Origin of the sequence: Streptomyces violens, from assembly GCF_000717745.1 — a bacterium.
Taxonomy (GTDB): Bacteria; Actinomycetota; Actinomycetes; order Streptomycetales; family Streptomycetaceae; genus Streptomyces; species Streptomyces violens.
On sequence record NZ_JOBH01000002.1, the window covers coordinates 614,931 to 631,945 of the forward strand.

Annotated in this window: 15 protein-coding genes; 2 read left to right on the plus strand and 13 right to left on the minus strand. The window is 69.9% G+C overall.

The genetic code is table 11. The features are described from left to right. Positions 1–15: 15 nt before the first annotated feature. The 5 genes from IF04_RS0106050 to IF04_RS0106070 all read right to left on the minus strand — a co-directional run bounded on the left by IF04_RS0106050 (position 16) and on the right by IF04_RS0106070 (position 5,480). Positions 16–1,014 carry a helix-turn-helix transcriptional regulator gene (locus tag IF04_RS0106050; protein ID WP_030252015.1) on the minus strand — a complete coding sequence of 333 codons (999 nt, stop codon included), beginning with the start codon at positions 1,012–1,014 and terminating at the stop codon, positions 16–18. 228 nt (positions 1,015–1,242) lie between these two features. Then, positions 1,243–1,617: an FKBP-type peptidyl-prolyl cis-trans isomerase gene (locus IF04_RS0106055; RefSeq protein WP_030252017.1), complete on the minus strand. Its 375-nt coding sequence runs from the start codon at positions 1,615–1,617 to the stop codon at positions 1,243–1,245. Between the two features lie 99 nt (positions 1,618–1,716). After that, complete coding sequence (locus IF04_RS0106060; protein WP_030252020.1) at positions 1,717–2,697, minus strand: FKBP-type peptidyl-prolyl cis-trans isomerase; 981 nt, start codon at positions 2,695–2,697, stop codon at positions 1,717–1,719. 152 nt (positions 2,698–2,849) lie between these two features. Further along, positions 2,850–4,211, minus strand: coding sequence for a Pup--protein ligase (gene pafA / locus IF04_RS0106065; RefSeq protein WP_030252024.1), 1,362 nt, complete (start codon positions 4,209–4,211; stop codon positions 2,850–2,852). 9 nt (positions 4,212–4,220) lie between these two features. Continuing rightward, complete coding sequence (locus tag IF04_RS0106070) at positions 4,221–5,480, minus strand: MFS transporter (RefSeq protein WP_030252027.1); 1,260 nt, start codon at positions 5,478–5,480, stop codon at positions 4,221–4,223. Between the two features lie 184 nt (positions 5,481–5,664). Here IF04_RS0106070 and IF04_RS0106075 point away from each other — a divergent pair, with 184 nt between their 5' ends. Further along, the gene (locus IF04_RS0106075; protein WP_030252030.1) at positions 5,665–6,696 is read left to right on the plus strand and encodes a LacI family DNA-binding transcriptional regulator; all 1,032 of its coding nucleotides are present in this window, start codon (positions 5,665–5,667) and stop codon (positions 6,694–6,696) included. A gap of 65 nt (positions 6,697–6,761) precedes the next feature. Here the strand turns inward: IF04_RS0106075 and prcA are convergent, their stop codons facing one another. From prcA to arc, 5 genes are all read right to left on the minus strand, one after another. Continuing rightward, positions 6,762–7,565 (minus strand): proteasome subunit alpha, encoded by an 804-nt coding sequence (gene prcA, locus IF04_RS0106080; RefSeq protein ID WP_030252032.1) that lies wholly within the window; start codon positions 7,563–7,565, stop codon positions 6,762–6,764. Positions 7,566–7,653: 88 nt separating this feature from the next. Then, the gene (prcB, locus tag IF04_RS0106085; RefSeq protein WP_030252034.1) at positions 7,654–8,499 is read right to left on the minus strand and encodes a proteasome subunit beta; all 846 of its coding nucleotides are present in this window, start codon (positions 8,497–8,499) and stop codon (positions 7,654–7,656) included. A gap of 244 nt (positions 8,500–8,743) precedes the next feature. After that, positions 8,744–8,962 carry a ubiquitin-like protein Pup gene (locus IF04_RS0106090; RefSeq protein ID WP_030252037.1) on the minus strand — a complete coding sequence of 73 codons (219 nt, stop codon included), beginning with the start codon at positions 8,960–8,962 and terminating at the stop codon, positions 8,744–8,746. Between the two features lie 216 nt (positions 8,963–9,178). Next, on the minus strand, positions 9,179–10,690 hold the full coding sequence (gene dop / locus IF04_RS0106095) for a depupylase/deamidase Dop (protein WP_342668116.1): 1,512 nt from the start codon (positions 10,688–10,690) through the stop codon (positions 9,179–9,181). Positions 10,691–10,963: 273 nt separating this feature from the next. Continuing rightward, positions 10,964–12,730 (minus strand): proteasome ATPase, encoded by a 1,767-nt coding sequence (gene arc, locus IF04_RS0106100; RefSeq protein ID WP_030252043.1) that lies wholly within the window; start codon positions 12,728–12,730, stop codon positions 10,964–10,966. A gap of 252 nt (positions 12,731–12,982) precedes the next feature. Here arc and IF04_RS0106105 point away from each other — a divergent pair, with 252 nt between their 5' ends. Then, on the plus strand, positions 12,983–13,276 hold the full coding sequence (locus tag IF04_RS0106105) for a ferredoxin (RefSeq protein WP_030252045.1): 294 nt from the start codon (positions 12,983–12,985) through the stop codon (positions 13,274–13,276). Between the two features lie 185 nt (positions 13,277–13,461). On the opposite strand, the gene IF04_RS0106110 is transcribed toward IF04_RS0106105, so the two are convergent. From IF04_RS0106110 to IF04_RS0106120, 3 genes are all read right to left on the minus strand, one after another. Beyond that, on the minus strand, positions 13,462–14,079 hold the full coding sequence (locus tag IF04_RS0106110; protein WP_030252047.1) for a hypothetical protein: 618 nt from the start codon (positions 14,077–14,079) through the stop codon (positions 13,462–13,464). 265 nt (positions 14,080–14,344) lie between these two features. Beyond that, the gene (locus IF04_RS0106115; protein WP_030252049.1) at positions 14,345–15,340 is read right to left on the minus strand and encodes a tRNA (adenine-N1)-methyltransferase; all 996 of its coding nucleotides are present in this window, start codon (positions 15,338–15,340) and stop codon (positions 14,345–14,347) included. A 135-nt stretch (positions 15,341–15,475) separates the two neighbouring features. Next, entirely contained in the window at positions 15,476–16,894 is a 1,419-nt protein-coding gene (locus IF04_RS0106120; RefSeq protein WP_063829436.1) for a site-2 protease family protein, read from the minus strand. Between the last annotated feature and the right edge of the window lie 121 nt (positions 16,895–17,015).

Consider the following 17,015-nt stretch of genomic DNA (forward strand, 5'->3'; position numbering starts at 1 on the left):
TCTGGTCGCTCCCCCTCAGCCCTTGGCCACGGCACGCAGCCGGTCCACCACGTCGGCCCGCAGCTCGGCCGGTTCCAGTACGACGACGTCCGGGCCGAGCTCCACGAGCCAGGCGTCCAGCCCGTGCCCGTACGGGATCTCCAGCTCGTCCCAGTCCTCGCCCGCCTCGCGTACGGACAGGGCGCGGGCGCGCAGCGGGTAGCCGTGGTCGGCGCGCAGCTTGATGCGGGCGGTGCCGGTGGCGGTCTCGCCGGCCCAGCTCTCCACCGTCTCGCGTACGGTCACGTGGTCGGGCACCTCGGCGGTGAACTTCCCCGCACGGGAGCGGACCTTGCCGGTGATGCGGGAGAGCCGGAAGACCCGCTCGGCCTGCCGGTCGCGGTCCCAGCCCGCCAGGTACCAGTGGCCGCGCCAGCATTCGAGGATCCAGGGCTCCACCTGGCGCTGCTCGGGCCGGGCCGCGTTGGCCTTGCGGTAGTCGAAGACGACCGGGCGGCGGTCCCGGCAGGCCAGCATCAGCGGTTCGAAGGCCGCCTCGTGGGCGGGGATGCGCGGCTCCAGGGCGCTGTGCGGCTGGGCGGGGTCGTACGGGCCCTCGTCCTCCGCCGCCAGCGGCATCCCGGCGGCGCGCAGCTTCTGGAGCGCGCCGCTGGCCGCGCCCGCGAGCCGGGCCTGCTGCCAGATCTTCGCGGCGAGGCCGAGCGCGGCGGCCTCCTCGGCGTCCAGGGTGATCGGCGGGAGCCGGTTGGAGTCGCGGCGGGCGAGGTAGCCGGTGTCCCCCTCCAGGCCCTCGACGGTCTCGATGACCATGCCGAGCTCCCGCAGGTCGTCCTTGTCCCGCTCGAACATGCGGTTGAACGCTTCGTCGCCCGCGCCCGCCGGACCGTCCCCCGGGCCGAACGCCTCGACGTACGCCTCGATGGATCCCCGCAACTCCCGCTTGGTGAGCGGGCGCCGGGTCCCCAGCAGGCACAGCGCCAGGTTCATCAGCCGCTCGGCCTTGGCAATGGCCATCGACGCCCTTCTCTCTGTGGTCTCGACCGATGACCGTACCGCTACCGGGAGCCGCTTCAAAAGCCGAGGGCCCATACCCCCGAGGGGGCATGGGCCCATAAGGCTCGCGCCACGCGCCGCGCCGGCGCCGCACAAGGACGTAACCGGCGTCCGGACACGGTGTCCGCGTGGGCGAAGATCAGCGCCGGACCGGTATCCGGTCGCGGACGCTCCGTCTCCGGCCGGTTCTCAGACCGAGACCAGGTCGCAGACGAAGATCAGCGTCTCGTTCGGCGCGATGCGGCCGCCACCGGCGCCGCGCTCGCCGTACGCCAGGTGCGCGGGGATGGTCAGCCGGCGGCGGCCGCCGACCTTCATGCCCTGCACGCCCTGGTCCCAGCCGGCGATGACCTGGCCGGCGCCGAGCTGGAACTGCAGCGGCTTGCCGCGGTTCCAGCTGGCGTCGAACTCCTCGCCGGTGCTGAAGGACACGCCGACGTAGTGGACGGAGACGGTGTCCCCCGCCTTGGCGACCGGCCCGTCACCCTCCCACAGATCCACGATCTCCAGATCGGCGGGCGCGGGGCCCTCGGGGAAGTCGATCTCGGGCTTGTCGATGCTCACGTATGTGCTCCTACGAACGAATCGTTCTACAACGCGGGACAGTCTCGCAGATGGCCGGGCCGTGATCATCGCGGCGGGCGGCGTACGGCTCCGGTGCCCTCAGAACGTGTCGAGGATGTCCACCGAGAAGACCAACGTGTGGTTGGCCAGCTCGCCGCCCTGCGGGCTCGTACCGTACCCGTCCTTGGGCGGTACGACGATCTCGACACGGTCGCCGACGTTCTTGCCGACCAGGGCCTTGTCCCAGCCCTTGACGACCGCGTTGGTGCCGATCTGGAAGGCGGTCGCGCCGCCGTGCTTCCAGGAGGAGTCGAACATCTTGCCGTCCTCCCACTTCACGCCCGTGTACTGCGCGATCAGCCCCTCGCCGGCCTTCACCTTCGGGCCGTCGCCCTTGATGAGCACCTGGCTCTTGGTCTCCTTGGGGGCCTTCTCGCCCTTGGGGACGGTGATCTCCGCGGGCTTCCGGCTCGGCGACTTCACCTCCGGCATACCGGCCTCCGGCGCCGCCTGCTCGCCCTTCACCTCGCCGTTCTTGTCGGCCTTCTTGGCGGCGACCACGTCGACGACCCACACCAGGCCGTCGCTGGGCTTCACGCCCGCCTGCGGGTTCAGCTGGTCACCGATGAGCGCCTTGGCGGTGCCCTCGATCTCGAAGCGGGAGCCGACCTTCTTGCCCGTCACCGCCTCCATCACCTTCGTGGGGAGCTGCGGGGTGGCCGTCCCGGCCGTGCCGACGGCCTGCATGCGCGGCGCCTTGGCGCTCGCGCCCGGCTGCTTGGCCCAGCTGCTGCCCAGCGACTGGCCCTTCGTCATCTGGCCCACGAAGTCCAGCCGGACGAAGTCGCCCTTCTTCACGGCCGCGCCCTTGCCCTCGGCGAGGGTCTTCACGACCGGGGTGTCCGACGGCTTGGCCTTCTTGTCGACCTTGATCTTGGGCTGCTCGCCGGCCTTGCCTTCCACCGACGCGACGCCCGCGTCGGAGCCCTCGTCGTCGGACCCGCACGCGGCGGTGAACAGCAGGACGGGCACGGCGATCGCCGCGGCCGCGGCACGGCGGGTGTTCTTCGTGAGCTTCATCAGTCCAACTCGGGCTAGAGGGGTGGATGGGCAATGCCCGCCACTCTACGACCTGACCCCTACCGCAATTCCAGAGACAACACGGGCAGAGACAACACGGCGGTGTGCCCCGGCACAAAGGCCGTTGACACACCGCCGCGCCGCGAAGCGGGTCACATTCCTGCGATGAGCTTCTCCACCCGGTCGTCCACCGACCGGAACGGGTCCTTGCACAGCACCGTGCGCTGCGCCTGGTCATTGAGCTTGAGATGCACCCAGTCGACCGTGAAGTCCCTGCGCTGTTCCTGTGCCCGGCGGATGAAATCGCCGCGCAGTCGCGCCCGCGTCGTCTGCGGCGGCACGGACTTGCCCTCGAAGATCTTCAGATCGTTGCACACCCGCGCCGCCTGGCCCTTTTTCTCCAGGAGGTAGTACAGGCCCCGGCGGCGGTGGATGTCGTGGTACGCGAGGTCTATCTGCGCGACCCGCGGATGCGACATCGTGATGTTGTTCTTGGCGCGGTAACGGTCGATCAGCTGGTACTTCATCACCCAGTCGATCTCGGTCGCGACCCGGTCCAGGTCCTCTTCCCGGATCGCGTCCAGCGTGCGGCCCCACAGCTCCAGGACCCGCTCGACCGTGCCCGTGCGGATGCCGCGGCGGTCGCAGAAGTCCACCGCCTTCTCGTAGTACTCCTGCTGGACTTCGAGGGCCGACGCCTCCCGGCCGCTCGCCAGCCGCACCTTGCGCTGACCGGTGATGTCGTGGCTGACCTCGCGGATCGCCCGGATCGGGTTCTCCAGCGTCAGGTCACGCATCACGGTGCCCGCCTCGATCATGCGCAGGACGAGGTCGGTGGCGCCGACCTTCAGCAGCATGGTCGTCTCGGACATGTTGGAGTCACCCACGATGACGTGCAGCCGGCGGTACCGCTCGGCGTCGGCGTGCGGCTCGTCACGGGTGTTGATGATCGGCCGGGAGCGGGTCGTCGCCGAGGAGACCCCTTCCCAGATGTGTTCGGCGCGCTGACTGACGCAGTACACCGCACCGCGCGGCGTCTGCAGCACCTTTCCGGCGCCGCACAGCAGCTGACGGGTCACCAGGAACGGAATGAGGATGTCCGCGAGCCTGGAGAACTCCCCGTGCCGCGCCACGAGGTAGTTCTCGTGACACCCGTAGGAGTTTCCCGCCGAATCGGTGTTGTTCTTGAAGAGATAGACGTCTCCGGCGATTCCCTCCTCGTGCAGGCGGCGTTCGGCGTCGACGAGCAGCCCCTCGAGAATGCGCTCGCCGGCCTTGTCGTGGGTGACCAGCTCGGTCACGTTGTCGCACTCGGGAGTTGCGTATTCCGGGTGCGATCCCACGTCCAAGTACAGGCGGGCACCGTTCCGCAGGAAGACATTGCTGCTGCGGCCCCATGACACGACACGGCGGAAGAGGTACCGCGCCACTTCGTCAGGAGACAGGCGGCGCTGTCCCCTGAACGTACACGTGACGCCGTACTCGTTCTCCAGCCCGAAAATGCGGCGGTCCATGACTGAACATTACGCCTGATGGCCTGCTCTGAAACCGGGTTCGACAGTACCGTTTCGATCATTTTCCGCCTGGACGGCACTCACCGTGCGCGTCTCGGTGGGCAGCAGAAAACGCCGCGCCGCGACCATCACCGCCAGCGCGGCGAGACCACCGCCGCCCGCGACCGCGAAACCCGCCGCCGCGCCGCCCAGCTCCACCGCAGGGCCCACCACTGACGTACCCACAGCGGCCCCCACCCCGAACGTCGTGACCAGCCACGAGAACGCCTCCGTCACCGTCCCCCGCGGCGCGTGCCGGTCCACCACGATGAACGCGCACGCCAGCGCGGGCGCCAGGAACACCCCCGCGAGCCCCGTCAGCGCCGTCATCCCCGCCACCCCCGGGACCAGCGCCAACGGCAGGTACCCGAGCGCCAGCAGACCGATCAGCACCCGCAGCCGGTGCTCCGGCGCCCCCGGCCACTCCCGCGCCCCGTACACCACACCGCCGACCAGCGCCCCCACGCCCAGCGCCGACAGCAAATAGCTGGAAACCATCTGTCCGCCGTGCGTGTCGGCGTACGCCACCGCCGCCACCGCTATCGAACCCAGCGCGAGCCCCACGAAGAAGAACGACCCGATCAGCACGAGCATCCCGCGCGATCGCAGCGCCCCCAGCCAGTGCGCCTCGCGCGGCGCGCTGCGCCACTGCCGGGACGGCGGCGAGACCACCACCGAGAGCGCGCCCAGCACCCCGAGTACGTTGATGACCAGCAGCGCCACCCGCTCGGACCACACCGCGACGCTCAGCGTCACCAGCAACGGGCCGACCGCGAACATCACTTCCTGCGCCACCGCGTCCAGCGCGTACGCCGCGTGCACCCGCTCCGGGCGCTTCAGTACCCCGGGCCACAGCGCCCGCAGCCCGCCCTCCAGGGGCGGCGTGAAGAATCCGGCGACCACCATGGCCGCGTACGCCGGCCACAGCGGGTCGATGCCGGCGACGGCCAGCAGAACCATGCCCAGCGCCGACAGGACGGCCGAGGGGAGCATGACCCGCGGCTGACCCCACAGGTCGACCGCGCGGCCCAGCAGCGGCTGTCCTGCGGCGTTGCAGAGGCCGTACACGGCCGAGAGCACACCCGCCAGGGCATAGCTGCCGCCCTCGGCACGGGTGAAGAGCACCACCGCCAGCGCCGCCGTGGCGTTCGGCAGCCTCCCGATCAAGGTGCCGGTCAGCAGCCGCGCCGCGTGGCGCGTCCTGAGCAGCTCCGCGTATCCCGCGGCCATACCCGCCCCTCTCCGCCGGCCGTCCGGGCCGGGAGTCGTCCAGTGGACGTTTTCCGTGTTACGTATAACGTGACGCGTCATACGTACCATGGCCGCTGACCGCGGGTCCACCGCAATGAGCGCGGGCCGCGCACAGGAGACAGGGCCCGCACGCAGCCGCCGATACGAAAGGGCAGCCACGCCAGTGACGGAGCAGACGACCACGTCCGGACGCGTCACCAGCAAGGACGTGGCACGCGCCGCAGGCGTCTCCCAGGCGGCCGTCTCCCTCGTACTCGGCGACAAATGGCGCGGCCGCGTCTCGCAGGCCAAGGCCGACGCCGTACGCGCCGCGGCCCGCGAGCTCGGCTACCGCCCCAACCTCGCCGCCCGCAGCCTCCGCCTCGGCCGCACCCGCACGGCCCTCCTCGTCGTGCCGGTCCTCACCACCGAATTCTTCGCCCGCGTCTACACCGGCGCCGCCCGCATCGCCGCCGACAGCGGCTTCGGCCTCGTCCTGTACCCCTCGCCCGAGGGCATCGGCCCGGCCCGCGACCCCTTCGACTCCGCCCGCGCCACCCTCGACGGCGTCATCGCCTCCTCCATGGCCACCGACGCGCTCACTGCCCTCTACGGCGAGGGCCTGCCCCTGGTCATGCTCGACAACGACCCCGAGGACACCCCGGCCGCCGCCACCGTCAACCTCGACATCGCCGACGGCGCCCGGCAGACCGCCCGCCACCTGCTCGGCCTCGGCCACCGCCGGCTCACCCACCTCGCCGCCGCCGTCGACTCCTGGACCTTCCACGTGCGCGCGAACGCCCTGGCCGAAGCCGTACGGGCCGTACCGGACGCGGCGCTCCGTACCGAAGCCGCGCCGCTCACCGTGGACGCCGGGCTGCACGCCGCACACGCGGCCCTGACCGCCCCGGGCCCCCGCCCCACCGCCCTGGTCTGCGACGACGACATCCTCGCCGCCGGCGCCTGCAAGGCCGCCCGCCGGCTCGGCCTGCGCGTCCCCGAGGACGTCTCCGTCACCGGCTTCGACGACCTCGCCCTGGCCACCGCCGTCGAACCGGAGCTGACCACCGTACGGCTGCCGGCCGAGGAGTTCGGCGCGGCCGGCATGCGCGCCCTCATCGACGTCCTCGACGGCCGCCCGCCCGCCGCGCCCACCACGCTCCCGGTCGAGCTGATCACCCGCGGCTCGACGGCCGCCCCGCCGGCGCGCCCCTGAAACGCCGCGCGCCCCGGCGGGAAGTGACCCACCGGGGCGGCGCGAGACGGACGGACGGGAGCGGGCTACTCCTCCGAGCCCTCCGAGCGCTCGGAGCCGGTCTCCGCACCGGACGTACCGGACTCCGGCTCCTCGGCGGAACCGGCCTCGGTGGCCCCCACCGACGACCCCTCCGAAGCCAGCAGCCGGGACAGCTGACTGCTCGGCACCCGCTTGAACTTCCGCTGCTGCGGCCGCTTGCGGTCCAGGACCGCGACCTCCAGCTGCTCCGGGGTCAGCGTGCGCTCCCCGCCGTTGTTGTCCCGCGACAGCGACTCCACGGCGAGCTTCAGCGCCTCGCCCAGTGACATGCCGTCCCGGTGATGCTGATCGAGGTAAGTGCTGATCTGATCGGCATTGCCGCCGACCGCGACCGAACCGTGCTCGTCCACGATCGAACCGTCATGCGGCAGTCGATAGATCTGATCGTCCTCGGCGGTGGCGCCCACCTCCGCGACCAGCAGCTCCACCTCGTACGGCTTCTCGGCCGCACTGGAGAAGATCGCACCGAGCGTCTGGGCATAGGTGTTCGCCAGCCCGCGCGCGGTCACGTCCTCACGGTCGTAGGTGTACCCCCGCAGATCGGCGTAGCGCACGCCACCGATCCGGAGGTTCTCGAACTCGTTGTATTTACCGACCGCCGCAAAGGCGATCCGGTCATAAATCTCACTGACCTTGTGCAGTGCACGGGAAGGATTCTCGGCGACGAAAACGACGCCGTCGGCATACTGCAGAGCAACAACACTGCGTCCGCGCGCGATGCCCTTGCGGGCGTACTCGGCGCGATCCGCCATGGCCTGCTGGGGTGAGACATAGAACGGCGTCGACACCGGCTATCCGTCCCTTTCTGTCAATGGCTCTCTCACTGGCGAAAGCACCTCCGGATCATCCGTCATCCGCGAGTCCGCTGCCGCCCCGTCAGAGCAGCGCCGCCCGCGGGCCGTCCGGCTGCTCCAGACGCCGCTCGTGCACCGCACGGGCGATCTCGGACACCTCGTCACTGGTGAGCCTCTTGAAGCCCTCATCGGTGATCACCGTGACGATCGGGTAGATCCGCCGGCCCAGGTCCGGGCCGCCGGTCGCCGAGTCGTCGTCCGCGGCGTCGTACAGCGCCTGCACGACCGCGGTCGCCGCCTCGTTCTCGGAGAAGTCGTCCCGGAACAGCTTCTTGAGCGCGCTCCGGGCGAACACCGAACCGGAACCGGTCGCGGCGTACCCCGTCTCCTCCGACCGTCCGCCGGTCACGTCGTAGGAGAAAATACGGCCCTTCTCCCGGTCGACGTCGAACCCCGCGAACAGCGGCACCACGGCCAGGCCCTGCATGGCCATGCCGAGATTGCTGCGGATCATCGTCGAGAGGCGGTTCGCCTTGCCCTCCAGGGACAGCTGCGCGCCCTCGACCTTCTCGAAGTGCTCCAGCTCCAGCTGGAAGAGCTTCACCATCTCCACGGCGAGCCCCGCCGTACCGGCAATCCCGACCGCGCTGTACTCGTCCGCCGGGAAGACCTTCTCGATGTCCCGCTGCGCGATGACGTTACCCATCGTCGCGCGGCGGTCACCGGCGAGCACGACACCCCCGGGGAAGGTCGCCGCCACGATCGTCGTGCCGTGCGGCGCCTCGATCGCCCCCTGCACGGGCGGCAGCGGCCGGTTCCCCGGCAGCAGCTCCGGCGAGTGCTCACTGAGAAAGTCCATGAACGAGGAGGACCCAGGCGTCAGGAAGGCCGCTGGTAGACGCCCGGTGCTTCGAGTATTGGCTTCCACACGTTTCCTTCCGGATACTCGGCCGCCCGCCCAAGGCGTCCGGCCGATCCTTGACTTGGCCCAGCGCTGCGCTGCAGCTGAAGCACGTACGCCCCGGACCTTACCCATACCGTTTACATGATCCACATACCGTGTGCGCCGCCGGGCACCGGCTCGGTGCCCCGCTCCACAGGCGGCATGCGGCGAAGCGCATCGCCGGGCGCACGCCCGACTTTCGTCGGGGCGCGCCCTGGCGGAATGCGCGTTACTCTCCGCCCTTCTGGACGAAGGACCGGACGAAGTCCTCGGCATTCTCTTCGAGCACATCGTCGATTTCGTCCAGCACGGAGTCCACGTCGTCCGACAGCTTTTCCTGGCGTTCCTTGAGGTCCTCGGACGCTTCCGCGTCCTGGGTCTGCTCCTCGACCTCTTCGGTGCTGCGCGAAGCCTTCTGCTGCCCGCCGCCGGTGTCCTTGGTCGCCATATCCCTCACCCCGCTCGGTTCGCCCCGCTCGATGTGACTGTCAAGATCAGACCCTACAAGCTGGGTCCGACATCGGCCCTGCACTTTCCCTCAACGTCCGGGACTCACCTCGATGATTCCCGCCGGGCGGACCTTTCAGCCGCCCGGCGGGGCCCCGGATCGGTCACGATCGGACCGCGATCAGGCCGTGAGCGGCCCGTACGCGGTTTTACCGCCTCAGCCGCCGCTGAGGACCCGGACCAGGTCCTCCGCCGTGCGGCAGCGGTCCAGAAGCTCCTTGACGTGATTGCGGGTGCCGCGCAGCGGCTCCAGCGTCGGCACGCGCTGGAGCGAGTCACGGCCCGGCAGATCGAAGATCACGGAGTCCCAGGACGCCGCGGCGACGTCGTCCGCGTACTGTTCGAGGCAGCGGCCCCGGAAGTAGGCCCGCGTGTCCTCCGGAGGCTTGATCTCCGCCTTCTCGACGTCCGCCTCGGTCACGAGGCGCTGCATCTTGCCGCGCTCCGCCAGTCGGTTGTACAGGCCCTTGTCGGGCCGTACGTCGGCGTACTGGAGGTCGACCAGGTGCAGCCGGGCCGCGTCCCAGTCGAGGCTGTCGCGGCGCCGGTAGCCCTCCATGAGCTCCCGCTTGGCGACCCAGTCCAGCGTGCCGGAGAGGCTCATCGGGTCGTTCTCCAGCCGGCCGAGCACGTCCTCCCACCGGGTGAGGACGTCCTTGGTCTGCTCGTCCGCGTCGGCCCCGAAGCGCTCCTCGACGTACTTGCGCGCCAGCTCGTAGTACTCCATCTGGAGCTGCACAGCGGTGAGTGTCCGGCCGCTGCGGAGCGTGATCAGATGCTGCAGCGAGGGGTCGTGCGAGACCTGGTGGAGGGTGCGTACGGGCTGGTCGACGGCGAGGTCGACGTTGATGAAGCCGTCCTCGATCATGGAGAGGACCAGCGCCGTCGTGCCCAGTTTCAGATACGTGGAGATCTCGGAGAGGTTCGCGTCGCCGATGATCACGTGGAGCCGGCGGTACTTCTCGGCGTCCGCGTGCGGCTCGTCGCGGGTGTTGATGATGGGCCGCTTGAGCGTCGTCTCCAAACCCACCTCCACCTCGAAGTAGTCGGCGCGCTGGCTGAGCTGGAAGCCGTGCTCGTGGCCGTCCTGGCCGATGCCGACGCGTCCGGCACCGGTGACGACCTGCCGGGAGACGAAGAAGGGCGTCAGGTGGCGCACGATGTCCGAGAAGGGGGTCTCCCGCTTCATCAGGTAGTTCTCGTGCGTGCCGTAGGAGGCGCCCTTGTTGTCGGTGTTGTTCTTGTACAGGTGGATCGGCTGGGCGCCGGGGACCTGGGCGGCCTTCTCGGCGGCCTCGGCCATGATGCGCTCGCCGGCCTTGTCCCACAGGACGGCGTCGCGCGGATTGGTGACCTCGGGAGCGCTGTACTCGGGGTGCGCGTGGTCGACGTAGAGCCGCGCGCCGTTGGTGAGGATGACGTTGGCCAGACCGATGTCCTCGTCCGTGAGCTGGCTGGCGTCGGCGTTCTCACGTGCGAGGTCGAAGCCGCGGGCGTCCCGCAGCGGGTTCTCCTCCTCGAAGTCCCAGCGGGCGCGGCGCGCCCGGTGCATCGCCGCCGCGTAGGCGTTGACGACTTGGGACGAGGTGAGCATGGCATTGGCGTTCGGGTGGCCGGGGACGGAGATGCCGTACTCCGTCTCGATGCCCATTACTCGCCGTACGGTCATGCGGCCCTCCTTGCCCGGCGGCGCCCCCGGCTGGGGTCGGCGCTCAAGTACCGCTGCGCTTCCGGTCCGAATGCGGTCCCCGCTTCCGCACTGTGTGGTGCGGCGGTACCGAAGAGCCTAGAACGCCGATGCGGCGCTGGGGAGATCATTACAGTCATTGCTCCAGTCCGGTTTTCCCTGTTCCGCCGGGGGATCTCCAGGGTGCGTCCCGGCCCCTGGAAAGCGTCCGGCTGCGGACGCCCCGCCTGGGACATCCGCAGCCGGTGAGCGGTGTTACAGGTACTGCCCGGTGTTCGCCACCGTGTCGATGGAGCGACCGGTGTCCGCGCCCTGCTTGCCGGTGACGAGGGTGCGGATGTAGACGATCCGCTCGCCCTTCTTGCCGGAGATACGGGCCCAGTCGTCCGGGTTGGTCGTGTTGGGCAGGTCCTCGTTCTCCTTGAACTCGTCCACGCACGCCTGGAGCAGGTGGGCGACCCGGAGACCCTTCTGGTTCTGTTCGAGGAATGCCTTGATGGCCATCTTCTTGGCGCGTCCGACGATGTTTTCGATCATGGCGCCGGAGTTGAAGTCCTTGAAGTACAGGACTTCCTTGTCACCGTTGGCGTAGGTGACCTCCAGGAAGCGGTTCTCCTCCGATTCCGCGTACATCTGCTCGACGACCGACTGGATCATGCCGCTGACCGCGGCCTTCTTCGAGCCGGCGTGCTCGGCGAGGTCGTCGGAGTGCAGCGGAAGCCGCTCGGTGAGGTACTTCGAGAAGATGTCCTTGGCGGCTTCGGCGTCCGGACGCTCGATCTTGATCTTGACGTCGAGCCGGCCGGGCCGCAGGATCGCCGGGTCGATCATGTCCTCACGGTTCGAGGCACCGATGACGATCACATTTTCCAGGCCCTCCACACCGTCGATCTCGGAGAGCAGCTGCGGGACGATGGTGTTCTCCACGTCCGAGCTGACGCCCGAGCCCCGGGTGCGGAAGAGGGAGTCCATCTCGTCGAAGAAGACGATGACGGGCGTGCCCTCGCTGGCCTTCTCCCTCGCCCGCTGGAAGACCAGGCGGATGTGCCGCTCGGTCTCGCCGACGTACTTGTTGAGGAGCTCGGGGCCCTTGATGTTGAGGAAGAAGCTCTTCCCCGCGGGCTTGCCGGTCACCTCGGCGACCTTCTTGGCGAGGGAGTTGGCGACCGCCTTGGCGATGAGCGTCTTGCCGCACCCGGGCGGGCCGTAGAGCAAGACGCCCTTGGGCGGGCGCAGTTCGTGCTCCTTGAACAGATCGGGGTAGAGATACGGGAGCTCGACGGCGTCCCGGATCATCTCGATCTGGCCGCCCAGACCGCCGATCTTGGTGTAGTCGATGTCCGGTACCTCTTCGAGGACCAGCTCTTCGACCTCGCTCTTGGGAATGACTTCATAGACGTAGCCGGAGCGGGGCTCGAGGAGCAGGGCGTCGCCGGGGCGGATGGTGATGTCCAGCAGCGGCTCGGCGAGCCTCACCACCCGTTCCTCGTCGGTGTGCCCGATCACCAGGGCGCGCTCGCCGTCCTCGAGGATCTCCTTGAGGGTGACGATGTCCCCGGCGCTCTCGAACTCCATGGCTTCGACCACGTTGAGCGCTTCGTTGAGCATGACCTCCTGGCCACGCCTGAGCTCTTCGAGCTCGACGCTCGGGCTGACATTGACCCGGAGCTTTCGGCCTCCGGTGAAAATGTCGCAGGTGCCGTCCTCGTTCGCCTGCAGAAAGACACCGAAGCCGGCCGGCGGCTGAGCGAGCCGGTCGACCTCCTCCTTGAGCGCGACGATCTGGTCGCGGGCCTCACGGAGAGTGTTGGCGAGTCGCTCGTTCTGAGCCGATACGCCGGCCAGGTTGGTCTGCAGCTCGACGATCCGCTCTTCGAGAATCCTCGTGTGACGCGGAGAGTCGGCGAGCTTGCGTCGCAGGACGGCGATCTCCTGCTCGAGATAGGCAACCTGGCCGGCAGGGTCTTCAGACCCCCGCCCCGGCCGGATGCCGCGGTTGATGTCGTCGTCGTGGGCTGCCACGGTCCTCACCTCCTCCAAGGGGAGCTGGACGCTTCCTGACCCTACCTGGGCCGGTGCAGGTTGAAACCCCTAGATCGAAAAGACTGTCGGGGTGTGTCCGATCTTCACCCTTGCGCACGTCCTCACCCTGGGGTGATACCCACCCGACAACATCGGAAAGCGACCGGTTGTATCGTCGACACGGTCAACACCCGTCAGTGCTGGCACTACTTAGACAACATCGGTTAAACGTACGCAGGAACGGCAGGCGAGATGAGCGCCCAGGAAGAAGCCACCGAGCTCGAGGTCTGGATCGACCAGGACCTCTGCACCGGGGACGGCATCTGCGCGCAGTACGCGCCGGAGGTCTTCGAGCTCGACATCGACGGGCTGGCGTACGTGAAGAGCGCCGACGACGAGCTGCTGCAGGACAAGGGCGCCACCACGCCGGTCCCGTTGCCGCTGCTCAACGACGTGCGGGACTCCGCGAAGGAGTGCCCCGGCGACTGCATTCACGTGCGCCGCGTGTCGGACAAGGCCGAGGTGTACGGGCCGGACGCGGAGTAGCCGGACGCCCGGTAACGGGGTGCCGGGTGACCGGTCACGGGGCACCGGACGGCAGCCCGGCGACAGAGAGCAACGGAGCGCGTCCGGCCGGAACCAGACGGCCGGACGCGCGGTGATGCGGCAGTCACGCAGTGATGCCGCGGTCACGCAGCGGCGCGGCAAAAAGTTCCGTTCACACGCCCCGTTCACACTCCCCGGGCGGCCGGAAGCCCGTCCTCCGCGTCCTCCGCGGCGGAAAGTTCGCTCTCGACGAACTTGCCGTTCTGCCATTGCCACTTGGCGGCCTTGTGGACATCGGGGCAGCAGCGCGGCACATCCGTGCTGGAGTAGCCCGAGAGCGTGGCGCTCAGCGCGCGGCCGGTCAGGGTGAGATCCCGCACGCTCAGCTTGTCGGCGGGGTCGACGAGGGTGGCCACGACGCGCGGCGCGGCGCCTTTCACGGACGGTGCGGCGAGGACGTACACACCGCTGGGCGGGGTGCCCATCTCGGCGTGGCAGCGGACCACGGCGACGGTCTCGGGGCCGCCGTCGCCGTCGAGATCGCCGGAGAGCTTGTCCGCCACATCGACCTTGTTCGGTCCGCAGTCGAGGGGGTAATGGGCGGCGCCCGCGTCCGGCGCGGTGGCCGCGGGGGCGGGGCGGCCGGCGGCCGAGGTCGCGGCGGAGGCGGCGGAGGCCGTGGCGCCGGTGGGCTGGACGAAGGAGGCCAGGGCCACCACACCCGCGACGGCGGTCGCGGTGGCGAGCCACTGCATGGGGGTCGTGCCGGTGTGCGGAAGGTCCGGGCCTGCCATGGACTGCACGCGGAATAACTCCTGGGAAGAGCTGTGGCGGTGGGGGTTGCCCGGCATCGTTCCACACGACGCCGCGTCACGGAACCAACAAGTCCGGACCAAGAAGAAAACTTGAGGAACTCGGTCCTTGCCCTGGCAACGCGGGGCCCCCGCCGGTAGTTCCCACATATCCGGAAACACGGCTATATCCCGAAACACGACGGCGCCGCCGGGGTTCCCGAGCGGGAACTCACCGGCGGCGCCGTGCGGTTCGGTTCGTACGGCTGCGAGCGCGTCAGCTCTCGGCGGCGTCCTGGGCGGCCTGCTCCCGCTGCTCGCGTTCCTTCTTCTCGCGGAGCTTCTGGGCCGGGCTCTTGTGCACCTGCTGCTCCTCGGCGGGCGCGGACTGGCCACCGGGGCCGGTGTAGTCCTCGCCGTACGCGCCCTTGGCGGGCCGGCGGCGGCGCAGCGGCGGCTCGACGCCGTCCGCGAGGCGGCGGGCGGTGAGCAGGAAGCCGGTGTGGCCGATCATGCGGTGGTCGGGCCGGACGGCCAGGCCCTCGACGTGCCAGGTGCGGACCATGGTCTCCCAGGCCGACGGCTCGTTGAAGGTGCCGTGGTCGCGGATGGCCTCGACGGTGCGGGCCAGCTGCGTGGTCGTGGCGACGTACGCGCACAGGATGCCGCCGGGGACGAGCGCCTTGGATACGGCGTCCAGGCACTCCCAGGGGGCGAGCATGTCCAGGATGACGCGGTCGACGTCGGTGTCGGAGAGGTTGTCCTGGAGGTCACCGACGGTAAGCGTCCAGGCGGGGTGCGGGCCCCCGAAGTACCGCTCGACGTTCTGGGTGGCGATCTCGGCGAAGTCGGCGCGCCGCTCGTAGCTGTGCAGCATGCCCTGGTCGCCGATGGCGCGCAGCAGGAAGCTGCTGAGCGACCCGGATCCCACTCCCGCCTCGACGACGCGGGCGCCGGGGAAGATGTCGGCCATCGCCAGGATCTGCCCCGCGTCCTTGGGGTAGACCACGGCGGCACCGCGGGGCATGGACAGGACGTAGTCGGGGAGCAGGGGGCGCAGCGCGAGGTAGGCGACGTTCCCGGTGGTACGGACAACACTGCCCTCGGGAGCGCCGATCAGCTCGTCGTGGGGGAAGGCTCCCTTGTGGGTGTGGAAGCTCTTCCCCGCTTCGAGCGTGAACGTGTAGTGGCGACCCTTGGGATCGGTGAGCTGGACCTGGTCCCCGACCTTGAAGGGCCCGCGACGGCGGGCGGCACCGGTCGGTTCGGACATGTGACCAGCCTACCGGGCGTGGGGAGCGCTCCGTACCAGGGCAGGCAGTCGGCGCTGCGCTACGGGGGCGGTCGAACAGGCGCGGGCCCCCGGCTGGGGGTTACCCAGGAGGGAACGGCGGGAATCCCGGGGCGGTCAGGACGGGCGGGCCATTGCTGATACGAAGGCCTTTTCGACGTCGGCGGTGGAGAGGACGCCGTAGATCTCGCCGGTGTCCTCCACCACGAGGTACTCGGTCGCGGGGGTGGCGCGGAGGTGGTCCAGGAGGTCCTCGCCGGCCAGCTCGGCCGGGACGCGCATGCCCTCCTTGAGGTCCTGGGCGAGGCCGCTGACCGCGACCCAGGGGCGGCGGTGTTCGGGGATGCCGACGATGGCGGCCTCGCGGACGACGGCGGTGGGGGTGCCGTGGCCGTCGACGACGACCAGGGCGCGGGCGCCCGCGTCGTTGGCCCGGCGCAGCGCCTCGGAGAGCGGCGTGTGCGACTCCACGGGGACGGCGCGCCGGGTGAGCGCACGGGCGCGGAGGTCCGGGAGGTGTGCGCGGAGCCGGGCCATGCGCAGGCTGTTGCCGGCGCCGGTCCAGATGATCGCGGCGAGGATCGCGGCGAGCAGGGCGTCGGTGAGGGAGTCGACGCCCCCGATGTCGGGGCGTTCGTTGCCCAGCGCCCCGGTGTGGGTGAGCAGCGGCAGTCCGATGAGGACGGCGACGGCGAGCGCGCGGCCGACCCAGGCGGCGGCGACGGTGCCGGTCATCGGCTTGCCCGTAATGGCCCAGACGACGGCGCGGAGCATCCGGCCGCCGTCGAGCGGGAGCCCGGGCAGCAGGTTGAAGATCGCGACGATGAGGTTGGAGATCATCAGGCCGGCGATCAGGACGCCGGGGACGGTGCCGGGCTCGACGAGGTACATCGCGCCGTAGAAGACACCGGCGAGCACGAGGGAGAGCAGCGGGCCCACGAAGGCGAGGACGAACTCGCGGCCGGGGGTCTCGGACTCCTTCTCGATCTCCGAGACGCCGCCGAAGAACTGGAGCTGGATACGGCGCACGGGGAGCTTGAAGCGGAGCGCGGCGACGGTGTGCGCCAGCTCGTGCACCAGGACGGAGGCGTAGAAGGCGACGGCGAAGAAGAGGGAGACGAGGTACCGGGCGCCGCCGAGCTCGGGCAGTACGCGTTCCAGCTGGCCGCCGAAGACCCAGGTGATGAGGGCCGCGACGAGGAACCAGCTGGGGGCGACGTACACGGGCACGCCGAAGGGCTTGCCCATGAGGATGCCGCCGCCGATGCCGCGGCGTCCGTTGGCGGCGCCGTCGACGGAGCCGGGCGTGGCGCCGCGCCGCGGCTTCTCGGACGCCGTACCAGTACCGCTACCGGTACCGGGCGTGTCGGCGTCCTCCCGTGGTGCTTCCGGGGCGCGCGGGGTGCCGCTCGGCTCGTCCGGCGCCCGTTCGGGCAGGCCCTTGCCGGCCTCCGGCCCCGCCTCCTGGGCGGTGTCCGGTGCGGTGGCGGACTCCTGGGCGTCCTGCGGGCCCTGCGGCTTCCCGCTCTCGTCCACGGCGTCCCCTCGTCGGTGTACGGCCTTCGCTCCTGACCGGCCTGTCCGGTCCGATACCACGATCATGCAGGGCGAAGCGGTCCGCCGTCGATGGTATGCGGAGGGTTGTCAGTGGCGGGCC